Genomic DNA, 22890 nt, shown 5'->3' on the forward strand with positions numbered 1-22890 from the left:
GGTCTGACAATCCCCGAAAACTAGGCCACCGGATTGCGGTGCCGGTCGATGACCGCCCGCGCCCGGGCGGTTTTCACCGCTGCGGACAGGGTTTCGATGTCGAACGAGCCGTAGTGGCGCTGCCCGTTGATGAAGAACGTGGGCGTGCCGGAGACGCCGGACAGGTCGGCCGACTGGACGTCCTGCGCGATGCGGGCCTCGAACTGGTGCCGTTTGAGGTCGTCGTGGAAGCGCTCGCGGTCCAGCCCGAGCTCCTCGGCGTACGAGAGCAGGTCGATGATGCGCAGGTTCTCCTGGCGCCGCATCAACAGATCGTGCATGGCCCAGAACGCCCCCTGGGCCGCCGCCGCCTCGGCGGCCTCGGCGGCGATCTGGGCCTGGGGGTGCACGTCGGTCAGCGGCAGATGCCGCCACACGTAACGGAGATCGGTGTCGGCCAGCAGGTCCCGCACCGCCGGCTCGGCCAGACCGCAGTAGGGGCACTGGAAATCCCCGTACTCGACGACGGTGACCGAGGCGCCGGCCGGCCCGCGGATGTGGTCGCGCTCGGGGTCGACCTCGTCGATCAGGTCGATCAGCTGCTCGGAGGTCCCGAGCAGGGCCAGGGCCTTCTTCTTGGGCGACATGAACCGGGTCGTCCGGTACACCGCCCACGTCACCGCCGAGGACAGCAGCACCGCGGTCAGCACGCCGACCTTGGCCTGGTCCAGCTGCGGCCCCTCGAAGGCCAGGGTGGCGATCAGCAGCGACACCGTGAACCCGATGCCGGCGATGGTGCCGCTGCCGGCGACGGCGAGCCAGCCGACCGGCGGCCGGATCCGGCCGCGGCTGAGCCGGGTGATCAGCCAGGTGGAGCCGAACACGGCCACCGGCTTGCCGACGACGTAGCCGAGCACGATGCCCAGCGTCACCGGCGAGGTGTAGGCGCGGGCCAGGAAGCCGCCGTCGATGGCCACGCCGGCGTTGGCCAGGCCGAACAGCGGCACGATCACGTAGCTGGTCCACGGGTGGAACATGTTCTGCAACCGGGAGTTCGGGGACAGGCTGCGGTTGAGCCCGACCGTCGCCTCCCGGGCCAGCTGCGCGGTCGGCTGCTCACGGAACAGCCGGAACAGGCCGGTGGCGCGCTCCAGGTCGTCCCGGGCCGGGGTGTACGCCGAGGTGGCCAGGCCGACGCCGAGCCCGACGACCACCGGGTCGACGCCGCTGTCCAGCAACGCCAGCCACGACACGAAACCCAGCACGGTGAGCACGACGCCGCTGCGCACGCCCACCACCCGCAGCACGATCAGCACCGTGAACACCAGCACCGCGACGACCAGTGGCAGCACCCGGATCTGCGAGCTGTAGGCGATGGCGATCACCAGCAGCGACACCAGGTCGTCGACGACAAAAACCGTGAGCAGGAACACCCGCACCCGGTCCGGCACGCCCCGGCCGAGCAGCGTGAGCAGCCCCAGGGCCAGCGCCGTGTCGGTGGACATGGCCACGCCCCAGCCGTGCGCGCCGGGGCCGCCGAGGTTGACCGCCGTGTAGATCAACGCCGGCAGCACCAGCCCGACCAGGCCGGCGGTGAACGGCAGCAGGAACCGCCGCCGGTCCCGGAAGTCGCCCAGGTCGAACTCGCGCCGCGCCTCCAGGCCGACGACCAGGAAGAACAGCGTCATCAGCCCGCTGTTCACCCATTCCCGCAGGTCGGCGGCGACCTCAAGGCCGCCGAGGCGCACCGACAGGTCGGTGCGCCACAGCGCCTCGTAGGACCCGGTGTCCACGTTGGACCACAGCAGGGCGGCCACGATCGCCGCCACGAGCACCCCGGCGCTGGCCGACTCGGTCCGCAGGAAGGCCCGGATCGGGGCGGCGATGCCGCGCTGCCACAGCGTCCGCTGCCGGGTGGGCTCGCTCACGAACCGGGAGTTTACCCAGCTCAGCTGAAGTCGAGCTCGGCGTCGCGGCTGCGCTTGAGCTCGAAGAAGTGCGGAAAACCGGCCAGCACCCTGGCCGCGTCGAACAGCTCCGCGGCGCGTTCCCCGCGCGGGATGGAGGCCAGCACCGGGCCGAAGTAGGCGACGTCGTCGATGTGGATGGTCGGGGTGCCGACCTCGTCGCCGACCGGGTCCATGCCGCGGTGGTGGCTCTTGCGCAGCTCCTCGTCGTACTCGGTGCTGGCCGCGGCGGCGGCCAGCTCGGCCGGCAGCCCGACCTCGGCCAGCGCCTCGGCGATCACGGCGTCGTAGTCCTTGTTGCCGCCGTTGTGGATCCGGGTGCCCAGGGCCGTGTAGAGCTCGCGCAGCACGTCGTCGCCACGCAGTTGGGCGGCGGCGATACAGACCCGCACGGGACCCCAGGCCCGGTCGCAGAACTCGCGGTACCAGGCGTCGATCTCGCGGTGCTCGTTGAGCACGGACAGGCTCATCACCCGGAAGTGCAAGTCGATGTCGCGGTGCTGCTCGACCTCCAGGATCCAGCGCGAGGTGATCCAGGCGAACGGGCAGGCCGGGTCGAAGTAGAAGTCCACACGGGTCACGGTGTTCCCCCTCGTCAAACGGGTTTGGCGCACCCTACCCGGCTGCGATACTCGGCGGATGTCGATCGTGACCACCGGCGTGGACGTCGCCGAGGAGACCATCGCCTTCAACAAGGGCCTGGCCGAGAAGATGGCCTCGGTGCCGCCGGTGTACGAGGTGACGGACATCGGCCGGCTGCGGTCCGGCTTCGGCTTGTTCCCGCCGCCGACGATCCTGCCCGAGGGTGTGGACCGGACCGTGCCCGGTCGTGACGGCGCGGTTGGCGTCCGTGTCTTCACGCCGGACGACGTCCGGGGCGTCTACCTGCACATGCATCCCGGCGGCCGGGTGCTCGGCTCGGCCCGCAACCAGGACGTGCGGCTGTGGGCGCTGGCCCGGGAGACATCGCTGGCCGTGGTGTCGGTCGAGTACCGCCTGGCCCCGGAGCATCCGCATCCCGCCGCCGTGCACGACTGCGAGGACGCGGCGCGGTGGCTGGTCTCCCAGTCGGCCAAGGAGTTCGGCGCCGACCGGCTGCTGATCGGCGGCGAGTCCGCCGGCGCGGAACTGGCCGTGCAGGTGCTGCTGAGGCTACGGGAATCGGGGCAGCACAAGGCTTTCCGGGCCGCGTACCTGGCCTACGGCGTGTACGACATGGCGTTGACGCCCAGCTCGCGGGCCTTCGGCGAGCAGCACCTGGTGACCGGGACGCCGGCCGAGCGGTGGTTCCGGGCGCAGGCATACCCGGGGCTGTCGGAGGCGGAGCTGCACGCCCCCGACATCTCCCCGCTGTACGCCGACCTGCGGGACCTGCCGCCGGCCCGGTTCGTCGTCGGCGCAAGGGATCCGCTGCTCGACGACAGCCTGTTCATGTCCGCCCGGTGGCGGGCCGCCGGCAGTCCGTGCGAGCTGGAGGTGGTCGCCGAGGCCGTGCACGGCTTCACCGCATTCCCCATCACCGTCGCGACCCGCGAAGTGGCGGCCCAGCACGCCTTTCTAGCCGCCCACTAGCCCGGTCCGGGACGCCACGAAGGCGAAGATGTCGGCCATGAGGGCGTTGCGCTGCTCTCGGGTCGATCCGATGCCGTGGCCGCCGTGCTCCTCCACGCGCAACAGCACGGGACGGCCGGAGGCGGTGGCCGCCTGGAGGCGCGCAGCCATCTTGGCCGGCTCCCAGGCCGCCACTCGCGGGTCGTTGAGGCCGACGGTGATCAGCGCCGCCGGATAGTCGACGCCGTCGACCACCCGCAGGTAGCTGTCGGTGATGAGCAGCGCGCGCAGGCCGTCCTCGGTGGTCTGGCTGCCGAACTCGGGCGCGTTGACCGGGCCGTTCTCGCTGAACTCCATGCGGGTCGTGTTGAACACGCCCACCTGCATGATCATCGCCGCGAACAGGTCCGGCCGCCGCACCAGCGCGCCACCGCTGGGGATGCCGCCGGCGCTGGTGCCGTCGCCGGCCAGCCGCTCCGGCCGCGTGTAGCCGGCGGCGACCAGGTGCGCGGCGCAGTCGATGAAGTCGGTGATGGTGTTTTCCTTGTTCAGCAACAATCCGGCCTCATGCCACTCGCGGCCGTACTCCCCGCCGCCGCGCAGGCCGGCCAGCGCGTACACGCCGCCGCGCTCCAGCCACGGCAGCAGCCGGGGGTTGAACGACCGTCGCAGCAGGAAGCCGTACGAGCCGTAGCCGGTCATCAGGGTGGGATTGCCACCGTCGAGCGGAAGTCCCTTGCGGTGCAACACGGTCAGCGGGATCAGCGCGCCGTCGCGGGCCGGCGCCCGCAGCTGGGTGATCTCGATGTCGCCGAAGTCCACGCAGGACGGTGCGATCCAACCGGTGTCACTCAGCTCGCCGTCGTAGCGGTACGCGGTCGGGGACTGCGTCCAGGAGCTGAACACGATCAGGGCCGACTTGCCGTCCGGATGGGCCGACCATTGCAGCACGGTGCCGCCAACCGGCAATGGCACCTCCTCGATCTCGCCGCCGGCCAACGGGATTCGGCGCATACGGGCGGTGCCGGCATCGATGTCGCGCACCAGCAGGTGATCCCCGACGACCTTGGCGCCCATCACCACCCGGTCGCTCTCGGGCACCACCGTGCGGCGCGTGCCGTCGGTGAGCGACCAAGCCTGCACTTGGTGGCGCGGGGCGTCCTTGTGCGTGACGACGTAGAGGGTGTCGCCGTGCACGGTGTGGGCGACGACGCCGTCGGACGGGTCGATGACCTTGCGCCACTGGCACGTCGCCAGGTCGGCCAGGCCGGAGCGGGGCGCGGCGTACAGGCTGAACCTGGACATCTCCTCGGTGATCGACTGGCCGGCGGCCTCGTGCGAGATGAGCGCGAACATCAGCTCGCCACTCTCGGGCAGCAGCATGTACGGCCGGTCGATCGGGTCCATCGGCAGCGTGAGGTTGTGGCCGCGACGCAGCGCGAGGACGGGTTCGTCCTGGCCGATCCGGTGCAGCCAGGTGGCGCTGTCCTCGCGGCGACGGTCGGCCGGCAGGGCCGGGTCGGGGTTCGGGTAGCGGTGGCAGAAGAAGCCGGAGCCGTCCGGCAGCCAGCTCGGAAAGCCGTGCGAGGACCGCTCCAGCCGGGTCGGCGTGAGCTCGCCGGTGGCCACGTCCAGCACGTGCACCACGCCCATCTCGCTGCCGCCCCGCGAGATGCCGCAGGCCACGAGGCGGCCGTCGGGGCTCGGCTCGTACCAGTCGATGCTGCTGTGCTCGTCGCCCTCGATCGCGCTCGGGTCGAGCACCGTTCGCTCCTGGTCGCCCTCGCGGACCAGCAGCACCGGCACGTCGGCGTCCTGCCGCAGGAAGAAGACGCGGTCCCCGGCCATGGCGAAGCCGGTGATCTCGACGCCGTCCCTGGTGACCTCGTCCAGCCGGGCCAGCAGGCCGGCCCGCAGCGGCAGGCCGGTCAGGTGCGCCTCGGCCGCCCGTCCCTGCGGCAGCGCCCACTCCCGCAGCTCAGGATCGTTCTCCAGCCACCGGTAGGGATCGGCCAGCTGGTGGCCGAACACCGTGTCCACGACGGTCTCCACCCGAGCAGTCGTCACCTGCGCCCCCCGTTGTTTGACAGCCCTGGTTCGGAGCGTACAGTCTTCCTGGTAAATGAACTGTACCGTCCAGTTCAGGAGGACATCATGCGCATCGACGTGCACGCGCACCTGTGGAGCGAGGACTACCTGGCTCGACTGGCCGCGATCGGCGTGCCGACCCAGGCCCAGCGGGGGATGGGGGCCGGTTCGGCCGAGGAGGAGCTGGCCGCCCGCTTCGCCCAGATGGACGCGGCGGGGGTCGATCTCCAGATCCTGTCGGTCACCCCGGTCTCGCCGCATGTGCCCGACGAGGCCGCCGCCGTCGCCGCGGCCCGGTTCGCCAACGACGAGTACGCCGAGATCGTGGCCAGGTATCCCGACCGGTTCCGGGCCTTCGCCGCGCTGCCGCTGCCGCACATCGACGCCTCGGTCAAGGAGCTCACCCGGGCCCTGGACGACCTGGGCATGGTCGGCGCGGCCGTCACCACCTCCGTGCTCGGGCGCGGCCTCGACGACCCCGCGTTCGAGCCGGTGTACGAGGAGCTCAACCGACGCGGCAGCGTGCTGTACGTGCACCCGGCCGGGGCCGGGGCCGAGTCGGAGCTGATCGCCGGCCACAACCTGACCTGGTCGATCGGCGCCCCCATCGAGGACACGGTGGCGATCACGCACCTGATCGCGGCCGGCATCCCCAGCCGCCACCCGGACATGAAGATCATCGCCTCACACCTGGGCGGCGCGCTGCCGATGGTGCTCAACCGCGCCGACCACCAGATCCCGTGGGAGGTCCCGAGCGCGCCCGAGCTGCCCAGCGTGGCCGCCCAGCGGATGTGGTTCGACACCGTCGGGCACGACCACGCCCCGGCGCTGCGGGCCGCCGTCGACACCTTCGGCGCGGAACGGCTGGTGCTGGGCACCGACTTCCCGTACCAGGCCGAGGCCGAGTACCAGGCGGCGATCGACTACATCGGCCGGACCGTGCGCCCCGAGCAGGCGGCCGCCATCCTGGACCACAACGCGGCGAAGATCTTCGGGCTCTAGAAGGGGGAACCGTCGAAGCGGTCGACGACGGTGAAGTCCTCGACCGCGGCCCGGCGCAGCTTGGTGATCACCTTGCGCGGGTGGCCGATCGCGATCAGGGCGGCTACCCCGAACCCGTCGGGAATGCCCAGCAGCCGCTTGACCGCCGGCTCCTGGCGGATCAGCACGCTGGTGATCACCCCGCCAAGCCCCTCGTTGCGGGCGGCCAGCAACAGGTTGTGGCAGAACGGATAGATCGAGCCGCCGCCGACGATCGACTGCCGGTCCAGGCCGTTGTCCACGGTGGCCAGCGCGCCGAACTCGGCTAGCACCAGCAGCAGCGCCGGCACGTGTTCCAGGTTGTCCCCGAACGCGTCCGGCGCCGGGGTCTCGCGGGCCTGCGCCAGATCGACCGCCGGCCCGGTCCAGCGGCCGTTGTCCTTGGCCGCGAAGGGAACAAGGCCCTCCCGAACGTGGGCCACGTACTCACGCCAGCCCAACTGGTAGAGCTCGCGGATCTTCAGGCGCGCAGCCGGGTCCTTGAGCACCAGCACCCGCCAGCCCTGCCGGTTGCCGCCGTTGGGCGCGAACCGGGCGTTGTCCAGCATCCGCCGCAGCACCTCGTCGGACACCGGCTCCTCGGTGAACTCACGGGTCGCCGGCGTGGTGCGCATCGCTTCGTAGAGCTCCATGAGAGCAGACTAGGGAAGGACCGTGCGATGGGTCTTATTGACGTTCATCACCACGCCGTTCCGCCGCGCTACGCCCTCGCGCTGCGCGGCAGCACCCCGATCCCCGGTGTCGACTACCCGACCTGGGAGCCGGAGCTGAGCCGGAAAGTCATGGACGACAACGGAATCGACGCAGCGGTGCTGTCGATCACGGCGCCCGGCGTGCATTTCACCGGCGATCCGGCGTCGACCCGGCGGCTGGCCCGCGAGGTGAACGAGTACTTCGCCTCGCTGCTGTCCGACCGATTCGGGGCGTTCGCCATCCTGCCGTTGCCCGATGTGTCGGCCGCGCGCGAGGAACTGGCCTACGCCATCGACGAGTTGGGCCTGGACGGCGTCGGCGTGCTGACCGCGTACGACAACCGATACCTTGGCGCGCCGGAATTCGAGCCACTGCTGGCCGAGATCGCCGAGCGGGGACTGGCCGTGCACGTCCACCCGGCCACGCCGGCGATGGCCGACCTGGCCACCTTCGGGCTGCCGCCGTCGCTGTACGAGTTCACCTTCGAGACCACCCGGGCGGCGGCGAGCCTGCTGTTCAACGGGGTGCTGGAGCGGTTGCCGGACCTGAGGCTGATCCTGTCGCACGCCGGCGGGAACGTGCCGTTCCTGGCCAACCGCCTCACCTACGGGCCGACGATCGGCTCGTACCTGCCCGAGCGGGACGTGCTAGGAGCGTTGCGGCGACTGCACTTCGACATCGCCATGTCGGCCAATCCGTTCACGCTGCCGTCGCTGGCCGCGTTCGCGGATCCGGCGAACGTGTTGTTCGGCAGCGACTTCCCGTTCATGCCGGCGTCCACCGCCGCGGAGACGGTGGCCGGGCTGGCCGACAGTCCGGTGTGGACGGACGCGGAGAAGGCGGCCGTCGGCCGGGACAACGCGCTGCGGCTGCTGCCCCGGCTGGCCGCCCGCCTCACTTCTTCGCGTAGTAGCTGAGGAACATGTCCACGCCGGAGACGATCAGGCGGTCCGCCAGCTTCTTGCCCGGGCTGCGGCCGTACACGCCGTAGACCAGGTTGGGCGAGAGCACCAGGCCCGAGAGCTGGAGGACCGCCAGCTCCACGTCGGCGATGTCCAGCAGGCCGCGCTGGCACAGGCGGCTCAGCGCCGCCGCGAACACCGCGTGCAGGCGGCTCGGGCCGTGCTCCAGCCAGGTCTCCCCCAGGTCCGGGAACCGCTTCGACTCGGCCGCGACCAGCGAGCGCAGGGCCAGCAGGCCCGGCGTGGCCAGCGCCGCCACCCACACCCGGCAGGCCTTGACCAGCTCGGTCCGCACGTCGTCGGACTCGCCGAGCCGGGCCGACACCAGCTGCTCCACCACCTCCAGCGCGCCGTGCAGCTGGCCGGAGACGACCGCCCGGAACAGGTTCTCCTTGCTGTCGAAGTGGTTGTACACCGTGACCTTGGAGACGCCGGCGGCCGCGGCGACGCGGTCCATGCTGACGTCGAAACCCTCGTCCAGGAACTCCTGGAGCGCGGCCTGCACGATCGCCTTGCGCTTGCCGTCGGCCCTCGCCCCCGACGGCGCCGTCCGCCCCGAATCGCCCATTCCCGTACTGTACCAGCCAGTTCAGTTGACGCCGGCCGGTAAACACTGGTGGCGGCTTCGGCCTCTCTCCTGACATGACGACAACGATGCAGGATCCCTTGCTGCTGACGGCGGTAATCGGTGCGGTCCGGCTGGCATGCTGGGGGATGATGTTGCACGCCGAGCGGGCGCGGCTGCGCGCGCTGGCTCGGCTGTCGCGGGCCGCCGGGCCGGGGTCGACGGTGGCGCGCCGGGACAGATCGGGCTGGCTGGTGATCGTCCGCGGGGAGGGCGAATGAGCTTCGAGGAGTTCTTCCGGGAGGCCTACCCCCGCATGATGGCCCGGGCCGTGCTGCTGTGCGGCGACCGGGCCGACGCCGAGGACGCGGTGGCCCAGGCGTTCGCCGAGGTGTTCCGCCGGTGGGACACCGCCAGTCGCTACGACGCCCCCGAGGCGTATCTGCACGTGACCATGACCCGCAAGGCGCTCCGGCTGGTGAAACGGCGCCGGCTGGAGGAGATGAGGGCCTTGGAACTCCCGGTTTCCCCGTACGCGACGCCGCACGAGGCGTTGGCGGCCAAGGAGGTGCTGGCCGCCGTCGCCGGACTGCCGCCGATGCAACGGGCCGTGCTGGTGCACTGCTGCCTCGACGGCATGAAGCAGGCCGAGGTGGCCAAGCTGCTGCGCATCCAGCGCGGCACCGTGGCGGCGCACCTGTTCAAGGCCCGCGAGGCGCTGTCGGCCAAGCTGGGGCTCGGCGCCAGAACCCCGGACGACGGTCTGGTCGGGGTGGTGCGGCGCGACCAGATCGCGGATTCGTTGCAAGTCGCGCAGCGGTGGCTGGCCGAGGGCTTCGCCGCGGACGAACGGGCCCGGGCCCGGGTGCGCACGGCCGTGGACCAGGTCAAGCCGCCCCGACGCCGGTGGGGGCGCGGATGATCACCCTGCGCGCGGTCCTGGCGATCCTGCTGCTGGTCGGCGTCTACCTGACCGCGCTGGTCGCGGTGGCCGTCGCCGGTGCGTTCGTGCTGCTCACCGCGTTGGTGGTACAGGGCTACGTCCAGGGCGAGACCAGCACGTTCAATGCCGCCATCGTGATCACCATGCTCGGTTCGGTGGCCGCGATCGCCGCCCTGGTCGGCGCGATCTTCACCGTCAACCGGGCGGCGGACGCCGACGGGGCGCCGGTCTCGGAGTCGGACGCGCCGGAGCTGTGGGCGTTCGTGCGGGAGGTGGCGGCCGAGGCCGGCGTCCGGCCGCCGGACGAACTGCGGCTGGACGGCGAGGTCAACGCCTCCGTCAGCGAGGACTCGCGGCTGCTCGGGCTGCTGCCCGGACGGCGGCGGCTGAACCTCGGGCTGCCGCTGCTGGCCGAGCTGACGGCGAACGAGCTCCGCGCGCTGCTCGGCCACGAGTTCGGGCACTACCTCGGCTGGCACACCCGCGTCGGCTCGGTGGTGCACCGGGGATACCTGGCGCTGGACCGCATCCGGGGCAACCTTGACTACGCCGACATGCATCCGCAGAGCCCGGTGTGGTTGTTCCGGCTGCTCATCCGGGTCTACACCAGCCTGTACGCGCACGTTTCCTTCGCTGTGCGGCGGCAGCAGGAGTTCGAGGCCGACGCCGTCGCCGCCCGCGTCGCCGGGCCGGAGGCCGCCGCCCGGGCGCTGCGGTCGCTGGCCGCCATCGACGCCCACTGGCAGGACTTCGTGCAGAACTACCTGGTGCTGACCGCCGCGACCGGGTTCGCGCCCGAGGATCCGCAGGCGATGTTCGTGGCGATGCTGGCCGAGCGCCGCCCCGCGCTCGACCGGCTCAAGGCCGCCGATCCCGAACCCGAGAAGCGCGACGCGTACGCCAGCCACCCCAGCATGGCCGACCGCTTGGCCCGGCTGGCCGACCTGCGCACCGAGACGCCGGCCCGGCTACACGAACCCGATCCGTCGACCTGGGCCTATCCCAAACCCGCCCTGCTGCGGCATTTGCTGCCCGACCACAAGGTCAAGTCGCTGCCGTCCGCCCAGTGGCTCGACAAGGCCGCCCGCACGGCCGCGCCGACCTCCGGATCCCGCCTCCTGCTCGGCGCGGACGGCACCCTCGCCACCGTGCTCGACCAGTTGGAGACCGGCTCCGCCGAGCTCGCCGCCCGCTTCGACGCCGAGGACCCGCATCGGGGTCTGGCCCGGCTGTGCGAGGCCCTGCACGGGCTCGTCGGCCATTACCTCGTCGAGGCCGGCAGCGCCCACTGGCGGCTGTCGTGGACCGGGCCCAGCGAGCTCGTCGTCAGCGAACTGCGCTCCGACGGCGTGCACGTGCTTCCCTTCGCCGAGCTCAATTCCCTCGTCTTCGACGCCGTCGACCACCACTCCGGCGTCGACCGCCTGCGCCTGCACCTCGCCTCCCTCCGCGTCGATCCCAGCCGTCACTACGGCCCCGTCGACACCACCACGCTGGTTGCCGTCGACACCACGCCCATCCGCCGCGAACGGGAACGCACCCGCCGAGTCCTAGCCTTCGGCGGCGTCGCGCTGGCCCTCATCGTCGGCATCTTCGTGTTCGCCGAGGTCACCCCCAAGCCCCTGCCCCGGGCCCTGACCACCGTGCAGCCCACCCTCGTCGTGCCGCCCACCACCGCTTTCCGCTACCCCACCAGCGACCTGTTACCCAGCTACCTGCCCACCTACTTCCCCACCCCCTCCTTCGACCTGCTCGCCCCCGCCCCCATCACCGTCCGCCCCGGCGACACCCTCGACCGCCTCGCCGCCTGCTACCTCACCACCGTCGCCGAACTCCAGCGCCTCAACGACCTCGGCGACTCCACCGCCCTCAAGGCCGGCCAGACCTTGTTGGTGCCCAACGCCATCCTGGCCTGCCGCTGACCGTGGCCGGACGAGCACGAAATCGGCTGGAAAAGCACTGCCACGGTGGCATATGCGCATGGGTCGTCCTAGCGTCGGGCGCAGCAGTCGTCCCGTTGGAAGGGAATCCTCCGTTGACGATCGAACTGCCGGAGACCATGCGCGCGGTCCGGTTCCACGCCGAGGGCCGGTCGCTGAGCCTGGAGACGGTGCCGACGCCGCGGCCCGGGCCGGGCGAGGTGGTGGTGAAGGTGGCGGCGTGCGGGATCTGCCACTCCGACCTGAGCCAGTTCGACGGGCACATCCCGGCCCGGTTCCCGGCGATCACCCCGGGGCACGAGGCCTCGGGCACGGTGGCGGCGGTGGGCGAGGGCGTGCGGCACTGGAACGTCGGCGACCGGGTGGTGATCGCGGCCGGCCGGGCCTGCGGCAACTGCGGGTCGTGCCGGCTCGCGGGCAGCGTCGACGACTGCGAGGCGCTGGAGATCATGGCCTTCGCCTACGACGGGGCGTGGGCGGAGTACGTGGCGACGCCGGCGGTGTCGTTGCTCGCGGTGCCCGAGGGCGTGCCGATCGAGCAGGCGGCGGTGCTGGCGGACGCCGTCTCGACCCCGTACAGCGCGCTGGAGACGGCCAATCTGCGCATCGCGGAGTCGGTGGGCGTGTGGGGCATGGGCGGCATCGGCACGCACCTGGTGCAGCTGGCCCGGGTGGCGGGGGCGTCGCCGATCATCGGTCTGGACCCGGTGCCGGGCGTGCGGGAGCGGGCCCTGAAGCTGGGCGCGGACTTCGTCCTCGACCCGCTGGCCGAGGACACCCCCGCGCGGATCATGGAGATCACCGGCGGCCGCGGCCTGCGGGTGGCGTTCGACTGCGTCGGCCGGACGTCCACGATGACGCAGGCCAACAACGCGTTGGGGTTGCGCGGCCGGCTGCTGCTGGTCGGCATCAGCGCCGACCAGGTCGAGCTCGGATGGGAGGGCGCGTTCGTGGGGCGCCGGCACACCGTGACCGGGCACCTCGGCTACACCATGAAGCACCTGAGCGAGCTGGTGGAGCTGGTGTCACGAGGACGGCTGGACCTGACCGCGTCGGTCAGCGCGGTGCTGCCGCTGGAGGAGTTCGAGGAGGGCATCCGCCGGCTGCGTGAGCACGACGGCCACCCGATCCGGGTGCTGCTGCGGCCCTGACGGTGGAGAGGCGGTCCACCCCGATCTCCACCGGCGGGAGGTCCTGCTCGGCGGGGGTGTCTCCGTAGCGTCCCGGCCATGGACAATTCCCTGATGGACATCGCCGGGTACATGGCGGTCCGCTTCGCCTTCATCGGCGGGGCAGTGGTGTTGGCGGTGCTCGGCCTGTTCGCGGTCGCCATGGTGTTGCGGCGGCTGGGCAGGCTGGACCGGGCGCGGGATCTGGTCGAGCCGGTGCTGCGCGAGCAGGCCCGGCGCCGAGGCGGCCTCACGAACATGGTCGTCGAGCGCGTGACCAAGCAGCGCCGCTGATGGGCGCGGTGGTGCAGTTCATGTTCCTCCGGTTCCTGATGATCGGCGGCGGCGTGCTCGCGCTGGTGCTGCTGCTGTTCGTGTTGGCCCTGATCTGGCGGCGGACGGGCCGCTGACGTGGCAGCCTGATGTCCGTGCGACTGCTCGATCGGATGCCGCCCGCGTGGCTGGTCATCAGCCTGCTCGGGACCTGCGTGTTCGTCGTCACGCTGGCCACCGTGCAGCGGGCGACCCCGGTCTGGCTGTGGGCGCTGTACGGCGTGAGCCTGGCTTGCTGGCTCGGTTTCGCGCTGTTGGAGCGGCGGGCGCCGCGCGCGGCCGGGGTGTCGCTGCTGGCCTGCCTGCTGGTGTCGGTGGCGTTGATCGGACCGGCTCCCGACGGCACGCCGGTGCTGCTGACCTGCGTCGCGCTGGCCGTCGTCTGCGCGCAGCCGCGGCTGTCGTCGCGGGCGCTGATCGGCCTGCTCGTCGGCACGTTCGTGCTGGCCGAGATCGGTGTCCTGGCGTGGGGACAGGACACCGCCTCGGCGCTCGGCGACCCGGCGGCGCTGCTGATCATGGCGTTGACCGGCCTGAGCTGGCGGCAACACCTGGTGCAGGCCCGTCTGCACGCCGAGTACGCCGCGTTGGACGAGCGGGCCCGCATCGCCCGCGAGCTGCACGACGTGCTGGCCCATTCCCTCGGCGCGCTCGGCGTGCAGCTCGAGGTGGCCGAGGGGCTGCTGGCCGAACGCGGCGATCTGGCCGGCGGCCTGCTCCGCGTGCAACGGGCCCGGCGGCTGGCCAACGAGGGACTCGACGAAGCCCGCCGGGCCGTCGCCGCCCTGCGGGCCGATGTGCCGCCGCTGCCCGAGTCGCTGGGGCAGCTCGTGGCCGACGGCCGGCGGGATCGGGGCCTGGACGTGGAATTCTCCGTCACCGGGGCGGAGCGGCCGCTGTCCGCCGGCACCACCGTGTCAATGCTGAGGATCGCTCGGGAGGCGCTGACCAACGCCGCCAAGCACGCCCCCGGCGCGTCGGTGTCGGTGGTGCTGGACTACGGCTCCGCCGTGTCGCTACGGGTGTACAACATCGCCGCGCCGGGGGAAGCCGCCCCCGGGCACGGTCTCACCGGGATGCGTGAGCGGATCGCGCTGGCCGGTGGCACCCTGACCGCGGGACGATCGGGAGAGGGTTGGCTGGTGACCGCCGAGGTGCCGGAATGATCCGGGTTGTCGTCGTCGACGACCAGCTCGTCATGCGGGAGGGCCTGGTCGCCCTGCTCGATCTCGTCGACGACGTCGAGGTCGTCGGCGACGCCGGCACCGGGGCGGAAGCGTTGGCGCTGCTGGCATCCCGGGCCGTCGACGTCGTGCTGATGGACCTGCGCATGCCGGTCATGGACGGCGTCGAGGCCACCAGCCGCATCACCGCCGAGTTCCCTGAGGTGGCCGTGGTCGTGCTGACCACCTACGCCGACGACGAGTCGATCACCACCGCCCTGCACGCCGGGGCCCGCGGCTACCTCACCAAGGACGCCGGCCGCGCCGAGATCACCGCCGCCCTCCGCGCCGTCGCCGCCGGGCAGGCCACCTTCGACGCCGCCGTCTCCCAACGCATCGTCGCCGCCCTCGCCGCCCCCGGTCGTCCCGCCGCCGGCCTCACCACTCGGGAGGCGGAGGTGCTCACCCTCATCGCCAAGGGCCTGGGCAACGCCGAGATCGCCGGGGCGCTGTTCATCGGCGAGACCACCGTCAAGACGCACATCAACAACCTCTTCGGGAAGATCAACGTGCGGACCCGGGCCGAGGCCATCCGCTACGCCTACCGCCATGGCATCGTGACGCCATGACGCTGTTGGAGCTGGCCCGGGCCGAGCGGACCGAGCTCGCCGGGTTACTGGCGACCCTGAGTCCGCGGGAGTGGGAGACGCCGAGCCTGTGCGCCGGGTGGCGGGTGCGGGACGTGGTGGCCCACATGATCAGCTACGACCAGCTCGACACCCGCACCCTGGTCGACCGGTTCACCCGCTCGGCCTTCGGGCTGCACCGGGCCAACGCCATCGGCGTCGACGAGCTGCGTGACGTGGACGTCTCGGAGCTGCTGGCCCTGTTCCGCCGGCACCTCGCCCCGCACGGCCTGACCTCGTGGTTCGGCGGCGTGCTGGGGCTGGAGGACGCCCTCGTGCACCACCAGGACATCCGCCGCGTCCTCGGCCGGCCCCGGCAGATCCCGGCCGAACGACTCCGGCCGGTCCTTCGCACCGTCGCGCTGAACCCGGCGGTCGGCGGGCCGTGGCGGGTCCGGGGATTGCGGGTGATCGCCACCGATCTGGGCTGGGCGGCCGGCTTCGGGCCGGTGGTCGCCGGCCCGGCCGAGCCGCTGCTGATGGCCATCGCCGGCCGCCGGGGCATCACGGCGGAGTTGACCGGCCCCGGCCTGCCGACGTTGACAGCACGGATCGAGCGCTGACCCGCTTCACCAGGCGGCGAGTTGGAGCCCGGCCTCGCTCTTCGTGCCAGCGCGCTCGAAGTCGAGCAGATACTGCTTGCGGGCCAGGCCGCCACCGTAGCCGGTGAGGCCCCCGCCGCTGCCGACGACGCGGTGGCACGGCACGATGATGCTGATCGGGTTCTTGCCGTTGGCCAGCCCCACGGCCCTCGCCGCGCTGGGCCTGCCGATCTGCTCGGCCAGTTCGCCGTAGGAAATGGTTTCGCCGTAAGGGATCTCGCACAGGGCGGTCCACACCCTGCGCTGGAACGGGGTGCCGCGCGGGGCCAGCGGCAGGTCGAAGGTGTCGAGCGTGCCGTCGAAGTACGCCGCCAACTGCTCGATGACCGCGCCGAAGGGCGAGGCGTCGAGCTCACCGAAGCTCTCCTCGGCCGGACGGTGCCGCTGGTCGGTCATGTAGAGGCCGGTGAGCTCCCGGCCCTCGCCGACCAGCGTCAACGGCCCGACCGGGCTGTCCACAATGGTCTTCACGTTCATGGCACAAGCATGACCCGTCTGGAGACCGCTGGCTGGCGGGAATCGGCCGTCATCGCCGGCGGTCGTCGCGGGGGACGAAGGCGGTCTCCCGGCGGAAGAGTCCCCCGGCTCGTCTTCCCGCCGCAGCTGCTGGAGATCAGGCTGATCGCCAGGGCATGGAGAGAGTCTCGGTTTCCAGGTCGCCGCCGGCGGCGTCGGCGACCAGCGCGGACAGGGTGTTGAGGCAGTGTTGGGCGGTGGGCCGACGGCCCGGCTCGCGGGCGGTCATGGCCCGCAGCAGCCCGGCCAGCGGCCCCGGCAGGTCGGCCGGGATCCGCGGATCCCGGCTGAGCCGGGCCAGGGCGGCCTCCATCTTGTTGGGACCGTCGAACTCCCGGCGGCCGGTGATGCACTCCAGCAGCACCAGGCCGAGGGCGTACACGTCGACCGCGGGCCCGAGCGCGCCGCCGAGGATCTGCTCCGGGGCCAGGTAGGCGGGCGTGCCGATGACCTCGTCGACGGCGGTCACCCGGGACTGCCCGGCCAGCAGCGCGATGCCGAAGTCGCTCAGGTGCGGGAAGCCGTCCTCGTCGAGCAGGATGTTGGACGGCTTCACGTCCCGGTGCACCACGCCCTGGGCGTGCACGTGCGCCAGCCCGTCGGCCAGCAGCGCGATCAGCACCACCGCCTCGGCGGTCAGCAGCGGGCCCTCGCGCAGCCGCCGGCTCAGGCTGATGCCGCGGATCAGCTGCATCACCAGGTACGGCCGGCCGAGGTGGACACCGCCGTCGTACACCGACACCAGCCGCCGGTGGTTGAGCCGGTCCAGCGCCCGGGCCTCGTCGGCGATCCGCCGGCAGGCGGTGTCGTCGAGGTCGGAGGGGAACAGCTTCACCGCGACCTGGAGGTCCAGCAGTTCGTCGTAGGCCTCGTACACCTCCGTGCCGGTGCCCCGACCGACCAGGCCCTCGACCTGGAACCGGGCCGGCAACGGCTGGCTCGGCGGCTCGTAGTCCACGTACGGCCGCTGGCGCATCGACTCACCTCCGCGCGTACCCCCGGTTGGCAGCTTTCCGTAACGATACGGGGCCGGCCGGCCGGGTGACTGCCGGTGTGAGATGTGGATCAGCTCCTGGCCTGTGGCAGCCTCGCTTTCCGGACCCCGCCGCGGGCCGACGGCGGCGGCACCACCGGGCCGATGTCCCCGTCCGGGGCCTGGTCGAGGTCCACGATCACCGGCGCGTGGTCGCTGGGGCCGGCGCCCTTGCGGGCGTGCCGGTCCACCCAGGCCGCCCGCACCCGGCCGGCCACCGGGGCCGAGGCCAGCACCAGGTCGATGCGCATGCCCAGGTCCTGGTGGAACATGCCGGCCCGGTAGTCCCAGTAGGAGAACACCCGCTCGGTCGGCCAGTGCTCGCGGACCACGTCGTGCAGGCCCAGCTCCAGCAGCGAATCGAGGGCGGCGCGCTCGGGACCGGTCACGTGGGTCTGGCCCACGAAGGCGGCCGGGTCGAACACGTCGGCATCCGTTGGCGCGATGTTGATGTCGCCGCACAGCACCGCGTCCGCCGGCCCCGACGCCGCGACCTCGCGCAGCGCCGCCAACCAGGCCAGCTTGTACCGGTAGTGATCGGAATCCGGCTCGCGGCCGTTCGGCACGTACAACGAGTGCACCCGGACGCCGCCGCAGGTGGCGGCCACCGCCCGGGCCTCCTGGTGCGGGAAGCCCGGCGCGCCGGCCAGCCCCACCACCACGTCGTCGAGGCCGACCCGGGACAGCACCGCCACCCCGTTCCACCGCGGCTCACCCACCACCGCGGCCTCGTAGCCGCGCTGGGCCAACTCATCGCCGAGCAGCGCCGTGAACGCGTCCTCGGACAGCTTGGTCTCCTGGAGACACACCACGTCCGGCTGCCGCTCGTCCAGCCACGGCAGCAGCCTCGGCAGCCGCTGCTTCACCGAGTTCACGTTCCACGTCGCCACTCGCACGTCCCCACGGTAGCCACCATTCCTGGCAATCGCCGCGATCACGCCGGCCACTCCCACCGGGCCCCGTAGGCCAGGCCGGGAGTCAGCTGGTGGAACCGCACATGCACCTCCCCGGCGCGGTCCACCGGCTGCTCACGGCCGTCCCGCGGCGGGTCCTCCCGCGGCGCCCCGTGCAGCGCGAACACGGTCGGCGGCCGATCGTCCCGACGGAACCGCAGCCGCAGGTCGAACCGCTCGCACGGCCGCTTCGGCACGCAGACCAGGTACTGCCGCATCGCCTGGCGGGTCGGCAGCCGGAACCGGACGGCAAGGTCGTGCCGCTCCTCCTTGGCCACCGGCGTCGGCAGGGCCAGCGTGAACCCGGCCGGATCGTCGGCCACCAGCGTGCCGCCGTAGAGCACCTGCACGTCGGCGGCCTGCCCGAGCGGGATCGGCGCGACCAGCTCCAGCTCGCGCAGCCCGTCCTGCTCGGCCACGATCCGGCGCTGCTCCAGCACCTCCGGCCGGTCCTGGTCCAGCGCCACGGCCACGCTCAGCTCGGTGGTACGCCAGCCGCCGAACCGCCCGCTCGACCCGGCGGCCAGCTCGGCGACCTGGCTGATGGCCTCGTCGACCCGGCGGCGGACCGTGCGCTCGTCCCGTTCCATCCGGATGGCCACCCACCGCACCCGGTCCTGGTAGAGGCCGGGCCGGACCTCGGGGCCGATGGCGAAGGCCACCAGCGTGGCCAGCCGCAGGTCGGACGGCAGCTGCTCGACCAGCTCGGTCAGCCGGGCGGTCAGCTTGCGCCGCACCGCCACCGGCCCGTCGCCGGCGTCGATGTCGCACGCCGCGCGCACGGCCGGCCCGACCCGCTGCTGGATGCCGCCGGCCAGCACGCCCCGCCCCTTGCGCAGCCGCTTCAACTCACGCACGAGCTCCAGGTGCCCGTTCATCGATCCGCCTCCCCGAAGACGTTCCCGCTCCCGGACAGGTTCTGGCGGACGAGTGGACCAGAAGTGGACACGGCGTGGATGAGCACGCTGGCGCTCAGCGCCGCCCCCATCCGCACGCCGCCGAGGAACACCCGGCCGGCCCCGATCCGGGTGAGGGTGTCCCGGTGGGCCGCGCCCACCGCGAAGGCGATCATCTCGGGTCGGGCCGGCCAGTCCGGGTCGGTGAGCGCGGCCAGCGCGGCCGGCCAGTCGGCCGGGTCGGTGGGCCGTCCGTCAGAAGCGAAGAAAACGATCGGACGGAGATTTCCCTTGAGAGCGTTCACGTCTCGCTCGATGGTGACCCGGAGCAACTCGAACACAGGCCCGAAATTCGTGCCGGCGCAGGGAATTCGGCCGGCCAGGTCGGTCAGCTCGGCCGCCGGGCGCAGCGGCTGCTGCACCCACGGCCTCGGCCCGACGACGATCACGCACACGCGGATCCGCGCGGCGGCGGCCGGATCCGCGTGCAAGGCGCCGCGAAATTCTCGTAACCCGGCGCGCAGATCGGCGATGTAGTCGGTCATGGAAGGGGAAAAGTCGCACACCACATAGCAGGGCAGCACAGGCTCCACCGCGGCAGCGTGCCCGGTGGACGTCGACAGATCGTGGACAGAACGCGGAAACGCGGGCACCCGGACGGGCGCTTGCGCGGCCGCGGCACGGATATCAGGCTCTGACGCCGGGAGGCCGCGTGGAGTTTCGGATGCTGGGGCCACTTCAGGCACGGCACGGCGGCGCGTCGGTGCCGCTCGGTGACCAACAGCAGCGATTCATCCTGGTCGTGTTGTTGTTGCACGCCAACCGGCCCATCTCGCCGGAGCGGCTGACCGAGATAGTGTGGCCGGGCCAGCCGAGTCGCCGATCGCTTGTTCGGGGATACATCAACAAGCTGCGCATAGCCTTTCGCGACACCGATGCGGAGATCGAGACGACGCCCACCGGCTACGTGTTGCACATCAACGAGGATCAGGTGGACCTCGCCCGCTTCGACCGGCTGCGCGAGGAGTCGCTGCGCACCGGCGACCAGCGCCGCCAGATCGAGCTGCTGCGCGAGGCGGTGGATCTGCGGCGTGGACCGTTCCTGGAGGACATCGACATCGACCGGGTCGGCGGGTCCGAGGTGGTGTCGCCGGATCCGGCCTATTCGGACGCGGTGGGGGATCTGGCCGAGCTGGAGCTGGCGGTGGGCGATCACCGGTCGGCGCGGGACCGGCTGCGCCGGGCGGTCCGGCAGGACCCGGCCCGGCAGAAGTACGCCGAGCTGCTCATGCGGGCGCTGCTCGCGGGCGGTGACAACGTGGAAGCTGTCCGCGTTTTCCGGGACGCCTCCGAGGCTTTGGCCGAGTACGGCATGGAGCCGGGCACGGCGCTGCGCAATCTGGCCGCACGGGCCGAGCGGGGCGAGCCGGCCAGCTCGCTGCCGTCACGGCCGGGCATGTTCACCGGGCGGGCCAAGGAACTCGACGTGATCACCGGCGGCGACGGCCGGGCGGTGTGGGTGAGCGGCGCGCCGGGTTCGGGCAAGACCGGGCTGGCGATCGAGGCGGCCTACCGGCTGCGGGACCGCTATCCCGACGGCCAGTTCCTGGTTCGGCTCAACGGTTTCACGCCGAACGTGGCCCCGGTGACCGTCTGCGAGGCGCTGACCCGCCTGCTGCTGGAGCTCGGCGTGCCGGCGGAGCAGATCCCGACCACGGACAGCCGCAAGGCCGCGCTGTACCAGACGAAGCTGTACGGCACGAGGACGTTGGTGGTGCTGGACAACGCCTTCTCGCCCGAGCAGGTCCGGCCGATGCTGCCGGAGGCCGACGGCTGCCTGGCCATCGTCACCAGTCGGCGGATGGGCGACCCGGACACCGGCGAGCCGATCCGGCTTTCCCCGCTGCCGGCCGAGGACGCCGCCGCGTTGTTCCGCGTGCTGACCGGCCCGCACCGCGTTCGCGGCAAGGCGGCGGAGGTGGCCGAAGTCGTCCGGCGGTGCGGGCACCTGCCGGTGGAGATCCAGCTGGCGGCCGCGTTGTTCCGCCGGCACGACCAGTGGCCGTTGGAACATCTGTTGGGACAGCTGGGCGACCTGTCCGGGACGGCCGCCGTGCAGGCCTCCTACCAGCAGCTGGACCTGTTGCAGCAGAAGACGTTCCGACTGTTCGGACATGTTCCCGGCGCGGACCTCCACGTGGCCGGGGCGGCGGCGCTGGTCGACAGCGACGTCGCCTGGGCCCGTACCGTGCTCGACACCCTGCACGAAGTCTGCCTGCTGGAGGAGATCGCCCCGGACCGGTACCAGATGCTCGATCCGCTCAAGGAGTTCGCGGCGTCGCTGCCTCAGCACACCTCGGACGCCTTGTTGCGGTTGCTGGACTTCTACCTGGTGACGCTGGCCGATGCCGCCGGCGTCGGCTATCCGTTCGACAATCTGCCCACCGTGGACCGATCGGCCCCGGCCGCCCCGACCTTCGCCGATCCGGACGCGGCGGTGGCGTGGATCGCCGCCGAGCGCGCCAATCTCGTGGCCGCGATCCGGCACGCCGCCACCAGCGGCGAGCCCGAGCACGCGTGGCGGCTGGCCGTGATGATGTGGCGGCACTTCAACACGACCAACCGGTTGGAGGACTGGGTCGACACCTTGCAGCTGGCCCGGGAGATCGTGCCGGACAACGACTACGCCCAGGCGCACGTGCTGCTTCGCCTGGCCACCGCGCACGACCGGCTCGGCCGGTTGACCGAGGCGCAGGCGTTGGCCGAGCAGGCGTTGCCCAAGTGGGAAAAGCTCGGCGACGCCTGGGGCGAGGCCGCCACGCTGTGCGCCATCGCCATCCCGGCCATGGAGCTCGGCGAGCACGAGTTCGCGATCACCCGGTTCGAGGCGGCGCTGGAGAAGTACCGGCAGTGCGGCGACGTGCGCGGACAGGCCCACGCTCTGAGCATGTTGGGCTACCTCAACGGAATCCGGGGACGTCCCGAGGTCGCGCTGGGGCGCCACCTGGCCTGCGTGCCCATGCTCCGCGAGATCAACCACGTGCCGGGTCTGGCCCACGCCTTGAACAATCTCGGCGCGGTCCAACTGGATCTCGGGCTGCTCGCCGAGTCGATGGCCAGTCATTTGGAGGCGTACGAGCACGCGTGCGAGGTGGACGACCGCTGTGCCGCCGCCTACGCGTTGAACAACATCGGCAACGTGCACCGGGCACGGGGAAAGCTGGCCGAGGCCGAGCACTACCAGCAGCGGGCCAAGGTCATGGCCACCGAGGTGAACGACGCCGACCTGCGCACCCAGCTGTACCACGACCGCGGCGCCACCGCCCTGGCCGGCGGCAAGCTGGCCGAGGCCCGCCGGGCGTTCCTGGCCGCGCTCGACCTGGCCATCGGCACTGGCAACCGCTTCTACCAGGCCCACGCCAACCACGGCGCGGCGCGAACCCTGCATGCACTGGGACATCACGCCGATGCCGCCGCCCACTGGAACGCCGCCGAGACCCAGTTCGCCGAGCTGGACCAGCCCGAGGCCGCCACCATCCGCACCGAACGCGCCACCCTCCACTGCCCCTGCCACGCGCCCCCGACGTCATGAAGGGCCCCTTACTGACGCTCAACGAGAGAAAGAGTCCCATCACCACACCCGACCCCGACACCCCATGTCATGAAGGGCCCCTTACTGACGCTCAACGAGAGAAAGAGTCCCTTCACCACACCCGGTCCCCACGTCCCATGTCATGAAGGGGCCCTTCCTGACGTTGAACGTCAGGAAGGGTCCCTTCACTGCACCGGCATCAACCGGGCCGGGTCGGG

Annotated in this window: 22 protein-coding genes; 12 read left to right on the forward strand and 10 right to left on the reverse strand. The window is 71.8% G+C overall.

What is annotated here, in order from left to right:
• Window positions 1–20: 20 nt before the first annotated feature.
• Together nhaA and ACIG5F_RS05855 are read right to left on the reverse strand one after the other, a co-directional pair.
• Window positions 21–1907, reverse strand: a complete 1887-nt coding sequence (nhaA, locus tag ACIG5F_RS05850; protein ID WP_396516245.1) for a Na+/H+ antiporter NhaA — start codon at window positions 1905–1907, stop codon at window positions 21–23.
• A gap of 20 nt (window positions 1908–1927) precedes the next feature.
• On the reverse strand, window positions 1928–2527 hold the full coding sequence (locus tag ACIG5F_RS05855; RefSeq protein ID WP_396516246.1) for a DsbA family protein: 600 nt from the start codon (window positions 2525–2527) through the stop codon (window positions 1928–1930).
• 58 nt (window positions 2528–2585) lie between these two features.
• On the opposite strand from ACIG5F_RS05855, the gene ACIG5F_RS05860 reads away from it, so the two are divergent.
• Window positions 2586–3518 carry an alpha/beta hydrolase gene (locus ACIG5F_RS05860; RefSeq protein WP_396516247.1) on the forward strand — a complete coding sequence of 311 codons (933 nt, stop codon included), beginning with the start codon at window positions 2586–2588 and terminating at the stop codon, window positions 3516–3518.
• Here ACIG5F_RS05860 and ACIG5F_RS05865 read toward each other — a convergent pair.
• Complete coding sequence (locus ACIG5F_RS05865) at window positions 3504–5564, reverse strand: prolyl oligopeptidase family serine peptidase (RefSeq protein WP_396516248.1); 2061 nt, start codon at window positions 5562–5564, stop codon at window positions 3504–3506. The genes ACIG5F_RS05860 and ACIG5F_RS05865 overlap by 15 nt on opposite strands.
• Window positions 5565–5651: 87 nt before the next feature.
• Between ACIG5F_RS05865 and ACIG5F_RS05870 the strand changes: the two genes are divergently transcribed.
• Window positions 5652–6587, forward strand: a complete 936-nt coding sequence (locus ACIG5F_RS05870; RefSeq protein WP_396516250.1) for an amidohydrolase family protein — start codon at window positions 5652–5654, stop codon at window positions 6585–6587.
• Here the strand turns inward: ACIG5F_RS05870 and ACIG5F_RS05875 are convergent.
• Entirely contained in the window at window positions 6584–7258 is a 675-nt protein-coding gene (locus ACIG5F_RS05875) for a nitroreductase family protein (RefSeq protein ID WP_396516251.1), read from the reverse strand. The two genes, ACIG5F_RS05870 and ACIG5F_RS05875, sit on opposite strands and share 4 nt — an antisense overlap.
• Before the next feature lie 27 nt (window positions 7259–7285).
• Here ACIG5F_RS05875 and ACIG5F_RS05880 point away from each other — a divergent pair, with 27 nt between their 5' ends.
• Window positions 7286–8236 (forward strand): amidohydrolase family protein, encoded by a 951-nt coding sequence (locus tag ACIG5F_RS05880; RefSeq protein ID WP_396516252.1) that lies wholly within the window; start codon window positions 7286–7288, stop codon window positions 8234–8236.
• Here ACIG5F_RS05880 and ACIG5F_RS05885 read toward each other — a convergent pair.
• On the reverse strand, window positions 8214–8849 hold the full coding sequence (locus ACIG5F_RS05885) for a TetR/AcrR family transcriptional regulator (protein ID WP_396516253.1): 636 nt from the start codon (window positions 8847–8849) through the stop codon (window positions 8214–8216). The genes ACIG5F_RS05880 and ACIG5F_RS05885 overlap by 23 nt on opposite strands.
• 74 nt (window positions 8850–8923) lie before the next feature.
• On the opposite strand from ACIG5F_RS05885, the gene ACIG5F_RS05890 reads away from it, so the two are divergent.
• The 8 genes from ACIG5F_RS05890 (at window position 8924) to ACIG5F_RS05925 (ending at window position 15643) form a co-directional block, all read left to right on the forward strand.
• On the forward strand, window positions 8924–9127 hold the full coding sequence (locus tag ACIG5F_RS05890) for a hypothetical protein (protein ID WP_396516254.1): 204 nt from the start codon (window positions 8924–8926) through the stop codon (window positions 9125–9127).
• Window positions 9124–9768: an RNA polymerase sigma factor gene (locus ACIG5F_RS05895; protein ID WP_396516255.1), complete on the forward strand. Its 645-nt coding sequence runs from the start codon at window positions 9124–9126 to the stop codon at window positions 9766–9768. Before ACIG5F_RS05890 ends, ACIG5F_RS05895 begins: the two co-directional genes overlap by 4 nt.
• Window positions 9765–11711 carry a M48 family metalloprotease gene (locus tag ACIG5F_RS05900; RefSeq protein ID WP_396516256.1) on the forward strand — a complete coding sequence of 649 codons (1947 nt, stop codon included), beginning with the start codon at window positions 9765–9767 and terminating at the stop codon, window positions 11709–11711. The genes ACIG5F_RS05895 and ACIG5F_RS05900 overlap by 4 nt, the downstream gene beginning before the upstream one ends.
• A 113-nt stretch (window positions 11712–11824) precedes the next feature.
• Window positions 11825–12880, forward strand: a complete 1056-nt coding sequence (locus tag ACIG5F_RS05905) for a zinc-binding dehydrogenase (RefSeq protein WP_396516257.1) — start codon at window positions 11825–11827, stop codon at window positions 12878–12880.
• A 78-nt stretch (window positions 12881–12958) separates the two neighbouring features.
• Window positions 12959–13192: a hypothetical protein gene (locus ACIG5F_RS05910; RefSeq protein ID WP_396516258.1), complete on the forward strand. Its 234-nt coding sequence runs from the start codon at window positions 12959–12961 to the stop codon at window positions 13190–13192.
• A 134-nt stretch (window positions 13193–13326) separates the two neighbouring features.
• On the forward strand, window positions 13327–14397 hold the full coding sequence (locus tag ACIG5F_RS05915) for a sensor histidine kinase (protein WP_396516259.1): 1071 nt from the start codon (window positions 13327–13329) through the stop codon (window positions 14395–14397).
• Window positions 14394–15023, forward strand: a complete 630-nt coding sequence (locus ACIG5F_RS05920; protein WP_396516260.1) for a response regulator — start codon at window positions 14394–14396, stop codon at window positions 15021–15023. Before ACIG5F_RS05915 ends, ACIG5F_RS05920 begins: the two co-directional genes overlap by 4 nt.
• A complete protein-coding gene (locus tag ACIG5F_RS05925; protein WP_396516262.1) occupies window positions 15020–15643 on the forward strand; it encodes a maleylpyruvate isomerase family mycothiol-dependent enzyme in 624 nt (207 codons plus the stop codon). The genes ACIG5F_RS05920 and ACIG5F_RS05925 overlap by 4 nt, the downstream gene beginning before the upstream one ends.
• A gap of 6 nt (window positions 15644–15649) precedes the next feature.
• On the opposite strand, the gene ACIG5F_RS05930 is transcribed toward ACIG5F_RS05925, so the two are convergent.
• The 5 genes from ACIG5F_RS05930 to ACIG5F_RS05950 form a co-directional block, all read right to left on the reverse strand.
• Window positions 15650–16159: a methylated-DNA--[protein]-cysteine S-methyltransferase gene (locus ACIG5F_RS05930; protein WP_396516263.1), complete on the reverse strand. Its 510-nt coding sequence runs from the start codon at window positions 16157–16159 to the stop codon at window positions 15650–15652.
• A gap of 136 nt (window positions 16160–16295) precedes the next feature.
• Window positions 16296–17174, reverse strand: a complete 879-nt coding sequence (locus ACIG5F_RS05935) for a serine/threonine-protein kinase (RefSeq protein WP_396516264.1) — start codon at window positions 17172–17174, stop codon at window positions 16296–16298.
• Between the two features lie 89 nt (window positions 17175–17263).
• Window positions 17264–18127 carry an exodeoxyribonuclease III gene (locus tag ACIG5F_RS05940; RefSeq protein WP_396516265.1) on the reverse strand — a complete coding sequence of 288 codons (864 nt, stop codon included), beginning with the start codon at window positions 18125–18127 and terminating at the stop codon, window positions 17264–17266.
• A 38-nt stretch (window positions 18128–18165) separates the two neighbouring features.
• Complete coding sequence (locus ACIG5F_RS05945; protein WP_396516266.1) at window positions 18166–19062, reverse strand: hypothetical protein; 897 nt, start codon at window positions 19060–19062, stop codon at window positions 18166–18168.
• Window positions 19059–19673, reverse strand: a complete 615-nt coding sequence (locus ACIG5F_RS05950) for a hypothetical protein (RefSeq protein ID WP_396516267.1) — start codon at window positions 19671–19673, stop codon at window positions 19059–19061. The genes ACIG5F_RS05945 and ACIG5F_RS05950 overlap by 4 nt, the downstream gene beginning before the upstream one ends.
• Window positions 19674–19804: 131 nt before the next feature.
• Between ACIG5F_RS05950 and ACIG5F_RS05955 the strand changes: the two genes are divergently transcribed.
• A complete protein-coding gene (locus ACIG5F_RS05955) occupies window positions 19805–22672 on the forward strand; it encodes a BTAD domain-containing putative transcriptional regulator (protein WP_396516268.1) in 2868 nt (955 codons plus the stop codon).
• Window positions 22673–22890 lie beyond the last annotated feature (218 nt).

This window comes from Kutzneria sp. NPDC052558, assembly GCF_044547355.1.
In the GTDB taxonomy this organism is placed as follows: Bacteria; Actinomycetota; Actinomycetes; order Mycobacteriales; family Pseudonocardiaceae; genus Kutzneria.